At 71.3% G+C, this 5,768-nt stretch carries 6 protein-coding genes; 3 read left to right on the forward strand and 3 right to left on the reverse strand.

The features are described 5' to 3' along the window. Positions 1–112: 112 nt before the first annotated feature. The 3 genes from GHC57_RS03995 to GHC57_RS19820 are packed head-to-tail and all read right to left on the reverse strand — an operon-like array spanning position 113 to position 2,352. Positions 113–523 (reverse strand): transposase, encoded by a 411-nt coding sequence (locus GHC57_RS03995; protein ID WP_153341417.1) that lies wholly within the window; start codon positions 521–523, stop codon positions 113–115. Beyond that, positions 489–1,541: an alpha/beta fold hydrolase gene (locus GHC57_RS04000; RefSeq protein WP_153341419.1), complete on the reverse strand. Its 1,053-nt coding sequence runs from the start codon at positions 1,539–1,541 to the stop codon at positions 489–491. The genes GHC57_RS03995 and GHC57_RS04000 overlap by 35 nt, the downstream gene beginning before the upstream one ends. A 37-nt stretch (positions 1,542–1,578) precedes the next feature. Further along, positions 1,579–2,352, reverse strand: coding sequence for a restriction endonuclease (locus GHC57_RS19820; RefSeq protein ID WP_153341421.1), 774 nt, complete (start codon positions 2,350–2,352; stop codon positions 1,579–1,581). Between the two features lie 205 nt (positions 2,353–2,557). On the opposite strand from GHC57_RS19820, the gene GHC57_RS04010 reads away from it, so the two are divergent. Genes GHC57_RS04010 through GHC57_RS04020 form a run of 3 tightly spaced genes read left to right on the forward strand, consistent with a single transcriptional unit; the run spans position 2,558 to position 5,691 of the window. Beyond that, entirely contained in the window at positions 2,558–2,797 is a 240-nt protein-coding gene (locus GHC57_RS04010) for a DUF2267 domain-containing protein (RefSeq protein ID WP_153341423.1), read from the forward strand. A gap of 18 nt (positions 2,798–2,815) precedes the next feature. Next, positions 2,816–4,456 (forward strand): MGH1-like glycoside hydrolase domain-containing protein, encoded by a 1,641-nt coding sequence (locus GHC57_RS04015; protein ID WP_153341425.1) that lies wholly within the window; start codon positions 2,816–2,818, stop codon positions 4,454–4,456. Next, positions 4,453–5,691 (forward strand): glycosyltransferase, encoded by a 1,239-nt coding sequence (locus tag GHC57_RS04020; protein WP_153341427.1) that lies wholly within the window; start codon positions 4,453–4,455, stop codon positions 5,689–5,691. The genes GHC57_RS04015 and GHC57_RS04020 overlap by 4 nt, the downstream gene beginning before the upstream one ends. Positions 5,692–5,768 lie beyond the last annotated feature (77 nt).

Below are 5,768 nucleotides of genomic sequence, written 5' to 3' on the forward strand. Positions count from 1 at the left end.
TAAATCCCGATATGTATCGAAAAATCTGGATATATCCCCGAATTCTGACCGTGTGCCATACCGGTTACCTCGTCACAGCAAGTGACCTTGCCCCGAAAAAGTGGACACCGGGTTACGCGGCACGAAACGCGGCTTGCTCCTCGGTGATGGAGCCAAGCGCCGAGTGCAGGCGCCAGCGAGTGTAAGTCCCTTCGATGGAGGCGAACAGGTCGAGGACCACGGCGAGGCACAGCCACCCTCTCGGCGGTTGGGATGTAAGACATATCGGCGAGCCCAGGGCTTTCGTGGGGGCTCGCCCTGGGGCGTCCGGCGAGACCTGCCGGTCCAGCAGGCTGGGCGCCTCGGGCAGAGTGTGGTTGCTGTCCGTAGGACACGGCCGATAGGCCCGGCGCCACTTGGCCTGGACGCCATGGCGGCGCATCACGCGGGCCACCCGCCCCGAGGGCCGGCCGCTGCTCGCCAACAGCGCCACCGTGTCCGGCTTGAACTCATCCGTGAAGGACCGTCGGGTCTTGGTCGTCATCGTCCACGTCTCCACTCCCGAGGGCGCTTGTCGGAGGTGTCCACCGTTCTGGAGACGGGTCAGACAGCTCTTCGCCTTGCCATCCGTCCGCCTGAGCACGCTCAAGATCGGCGACGGGCACGTGGCGTTCCAGGAACGCCAGGATGGTCCCGGCGGCCAGGTCCAGGCGGCTCTCGCCGGTCTCGGTGTCCAGGCCCTCGTGCGTGACGCCCGGCAGGGGCTCCGCGGTCACGACGCACCCGGCGGCCCGGGCCGCGTCCCGCAGGCGCATCATCTCGGCGATCGGCACGACGGTGTCGGCCGTGCCGTGCAGCAGGAGAACCGGGGCCTGCTGGCGCGCAACCGTGGTCACGGGCGCGATGTCCGCGAAGCGATGGCCGATGATGCGCTCCACGTAGCGATTGATGACCCACCCGATCGGGCGATAGGGCACGTGCCAGCCCTCCAGCGTCCGGCGCATCACCTCCTCCGGATGGGCGAACGCCGCAAGGCTGACCACGGCCGCCAGGTCCGGGTGCCGGCTGCCGGTCAGCAGCGCGGCCCCGGCGCCGACGGAATGCCCCATCACGCCGAGGCGGGCGGGATCGATCTCCGGACGGGCGCGCAGCCACGCCAGCCCGGCCGAGAGGTCCTCGGCGAACCGGGGCAGGGAGGCGAAGGAGTCGTCGTCGCTGCGCCCATGGCAGCGGGCATCCAGCAGCAAAACGCCGTATCCGGCCGCCTGCAGAACCCCGGCCAGCGGCAGCAGCCCATCCGCGCTGGCGCCCCAGCCATGGATCGCGACCAGGGCCGGCGCCGACGGTCGGTCGGGCGCCGCCGGGGGCGGCGCGTACCAGCCGAACAGGCTCTTGCCCTTGGCGGTGGGGAGGCGCACGCCCTGCCCGTTGACGAGGAGATCGCCCGGGTCCGTCCCGGCGCCCAGGCGGGGCGCCCGGAACGCCCGGTGCAGGGCCTTGTGCAGGGCGTAGCCGCCGACCACGGCGATCGCGAGAAGAATCAGGCCCTGAATGACGATCACGGGCGGGGGTCCTCTTCAATGGAACGGGGCGGGCGGATCACGCCACCTGCTCGCCCGCCAGGATCGCATCCAGGCGCGCCAGATCGCTGTAATGCAGCAGGAGCACGCTGCTGCTCTGCGCCAGCGCCGAGGCGCTGCGGGTGAAGGTGGCGTTGGTCACCACGGCGGCATGGCGGCAGCGGGCATGCAGCCGGGCCGTCGAGGCCTCCTGCACGGCCTTGTTGCCCACGGGCCCGCCGTACTTCTTGCACTGGATGGCGACCCGCACGCCGTCCCGGGTCGCGATGATGTCCACGCCCTGGTCCTGCGAGGCCGCCGTCACCTCGGTCGTCCAGCCGGCGCGGTCCAGCAGCCCGGCACAGAAGCGCTCGAAGGCATAGCCGTCCATGTCGGGATCGAACGCGCAGTCCGCCGCGATCGCCACGCACCGGCGGTGCACGGGCTTTTCCAGCAGATGCAGGGCATAGCGGTTCAGATCGCTCCGGATCACCCGGGCCTGCGCGTCGGACAGGTGCGGCATGATGACCTTGTCGATGAAGTACTTGGCCTCCCGGCACCATTCGGACGCATCCACGACCCCATAACAGTCGATGTGGATCTTCTGGTCGCGGTTGCGGGCCAGGGTGTCCAGGTGCTCGGCCACGCACTGGGCGAAGATGCGCTCCGCCGTCTCGCGCTGCACCGTGCGGTGGGCATAGTCGAGCAGGGCCGCGACCAGCCCAAGGGCGGCGATCCCCGCCAGCGCCAGCCCGCCCCAGGCGAGAAGCGGCGCGCCGTTTTCGATCAGGCCGTGCAGCATGAAAGGGTCCAATCCGGAGCATCCATGACCCGGACTCGTCCGGACCATGCCCATGGAATCAGTCCGGGCGCGGCTTTTCAAGAGGCACAGGCCCAGCCGGGCCGCCCGCGGGCGGCGGGGTGGAACCCGCCCGGCCCGGCGCGCGTTGCCCGGGGGAACCGTCGGCGCGGAAAGCTGACCACGCCGCGTGCCCTCTTGTCCCAACGGGAGGTCCCTCATGACCGTCACCCGCCTGGATCAGGCCGATCACGAAGCCAACACGTGGCTGAACAGGCTGACCGAGACGCCCGCCGTCGAGACCCGGAATCAGGCCTATGGGGCGCTGCGCGCGGTGCTGGAACACAGCGCCCTGGAGGACATCGCGAACGGCGACGCCGCGCGCTTCGTGGTGGCCGGGGCGGAAGGCGCCTACGGCCCGCAGGCGCGCAAGGCGCGCCCCCACACCGCCGGTCACTGACGGAGGCGATCCCGCGCCATGACGGAGCACACCGCGATCCGAGGGCCCCGCGTGGCGGCCCGCCTGCGGCGCGGCTGGGTCGACCTGCGCGGTCTGGCCCGGCTGGCTTGGTTCGGCCTGCAACACTTCGTCCTGGCCCGCGTCTTCTCCAGCTTGAGGCGGGCCGCCCCGGCCGAGGTGACGCAGGCCCTGATGCGTGCCAAGGGGATCGGCCATCCGCCCCCGGTGCTGACGCTGGAAGGGCCGGACGATCCCGACCGGGCGTGGGACCGGGGCTTCGCCGCCGTCAACGCGGCCCTGTACATGAACCTGCACACACCGAACGACATGGCCGGGGTGCGCCATGCCCATCCGGCGCCGTCGTTCCCGGCGATCTATCTGTGGGACTCCGCCTTCATCGCGCAGGTCTGGCGGTGGTGGGACCCGGCCGTCGCGGCCGACGTGCTGCGGGCGGTGGTGGAGACGCGCGACGGCGACCGCCTGCGCCACTTCACCGCCGCCTTCGCCCGGTCGCCCTATACCCAGCCGCCCCTGCTCGCCTGGGCCCTGCGCCAACTCGTGGACGGTCTGGACGCGGCCGAGACCGAGGGTGTCGGACTGGCGGACCTGTACGGGCCGTTGTGCGATTACAAACGGTGGCTCTATACCCACCGGCGCACGGCGGACGGCCTGTTCGCCTGGGATCATGCCTACGAATCCGGGGGCGAGAACGCCCCGCGCTTCGGCTCCCGCGATGAACGCCGGCTGCGGGACACCCGTCGCGTCGCCGCGCCCGACTTCGCGGCCTATATGGTGCTCACCTGCGATGCCCTGGCGGCCCTGGCGCGGAGGATCGGGCGCACGGGCGAGGCGGCGGCGCACGAGGCCGATGCCACCGCCCTGCGCGCCCAGGCGAACGCGGTCCTGTGGGACGAGACCGAAGGGCTGTACTTCGACCGCGACATGGACAGCGGCGCGTTCATCCGGTGCCGCACCATCGCGTCCCTGCTGCCTCTCTGGGCCGGGATACCCGACCCCGACCGGGCGAAGCGGTTGCACACCCACATCGTGGACCTGGAGGCGTTCAATACGCCGATCCCGCTGCCGTCCGTCGCGGCCTCCGATCCCGCGTTCGAAAAGGACATGTGGCGCGGCCCCGTGTGGGTGAACACCGCCTATGCCGTCATCCAGGGGCTGGAGCGATACGGTTCCGGCGAGACCGCCGCCGACCTCGCGTTTCGCCTGTGCGACGGCGTCTACCGCACGGCGCGGCTGACGGGGCACATCCACGAGTTCTATGATCCGGATCGGCCGGGCGTGGACGCCCTCCACCGCAAGCGCGGCAACCTGTGGAAACGCGTGACCCTGGGGGACAAGCCCGTGATCGACTTCGTCGGCTGGTCCGGTCTGGTCAACACGCTGGTGATCGAGACCCTGTTCGGGCTGCGCCGGGAGCCGGAGGGCCTGACCCTCACCCCCCGCTTCCCGGAGCGCGCCGCCGGCCACCGGCTCACCCTGTCCCTGCCGCACCCTGGCCTGGACATCCGCGCCGAGATCCGGTCCGGCGGCGCGGTGCGTGGTACGGTGCGCGGCCCGTGGGGCGAGCGGACGTTCCATCTTGCGTTCGGCGAGACCCTGAGCCTGTCTCCCGCCGCCAACCATCCGGGAGACCGCGCATGAAGCTGTGCGACATCACGCTGGCCTACAACGACAGCAGCGGGGGCATCCGCACCTACATCGACCAGAAACGCCGCATCCTGACGGAGCAGACCGAGCACACCCATGTGCTGGTGATCCCGGGCGAACAGGACCGGGTCCACGAGGACGGGCGGCTGGTGACGGTGGAGATCGAGAGCCCGCTGTTGCCCGGCCAGGACGCCTATCGCTCCTTCATCCGGCCGCGCAAGATCCGGGACGTTCTGGTCGATCTGCGGCCGGACGTGATCGAACTGGGCAGCTACTACCTGGAGGCCTGGGCCGCGATCTCGGCCCGCAACCGGCTGCGGGAGAAAGGGTTGCCCTGCGTGCTCGGCGGCTATTTCCACACCGACGTCGCCGAGGCCTATGTGGCGGCCCCGCTGCGCAACGTCGCCCGCGACTGGCTGTCGGACTCCGAGGACTCGGTCTGGACGAAACTGGGCGACCGCATCTCCGAGGTCGCGGCGGCCGGCATCGAACGCTACATGGCGGGCGTGTTCGAGGCCTGCGACCTGGCCTTTGCGCCGTCCCCCGCGCAGGCGGCGCGGCTGAACGAGTACGGCGTGGACGGGGTCCGCGTCGTGCCGCTGGGGGCGGATCTGGAGGGGTTCCACCCCGATCGGGGCAGCGCCGAGGCGCGCGCCGAGGCGGGCGCCGAGCCGGACGATCTGCTGCTGATCTATGCCGGACGGCTGTCCCACGAGAAGCGGGTGCTCACCCTGGTCGAGGCGCTGGATGCCCTGCCCGAGGACCGCCACGCGCGGCTGTGCCTGATCGGGCACGGCCCCTTGCGCGACGAGCTGGAGGAGATGGCCCGGACCCGGCCGGCCCTGACCCTGCTGCCGTTCCAGACCGACAAGGCGGCGCTGGCCCGCCTGCTGGCCTCGGCCGACCTCTACGTGACAGCGGGGCCGCACGAGACGTTCGGGCTCAGCATCATCGAGGCGCAGGCCTGCGGCCTGCCGGTGGTCGGTGTGGACGCCGGCGCGCTGCCGGAACGGGTGCCGCCGGACCTGGGGGCGCTGGGGCCGGTGGACGACGCGACCGCCATGGCCGCCAACATCGAAACCGTGGCGGCCGACCGGGCCGCGATCGGCCAACGGGCGCGCCGCCACGTGGAGGAGTCCTTCAGTTGGTCCGGCACGGTGGGGGCGCTGCTTGAGGCCTACGGCGCGGCGCCGGGGCGCGGGGCGGGCGAGGCGACCAGAGGCGCATGAGACCAGCGGCCCTCGCTCGTCAGATGCCGTTGGCATCGGCGTCATATGCCGTTGGCATCGGACGCTGGCGGGTGCTG

It is taken from the genome of Roseospira navarrensis, assembly GCF_009601025.1.
Lineage (GTDB): Bacteria > Pseudomonadota > Alphaproteobacteria > Rhodospirillales > Rhodospirillaceae > Rhodospira > Rhodospira navarrensis.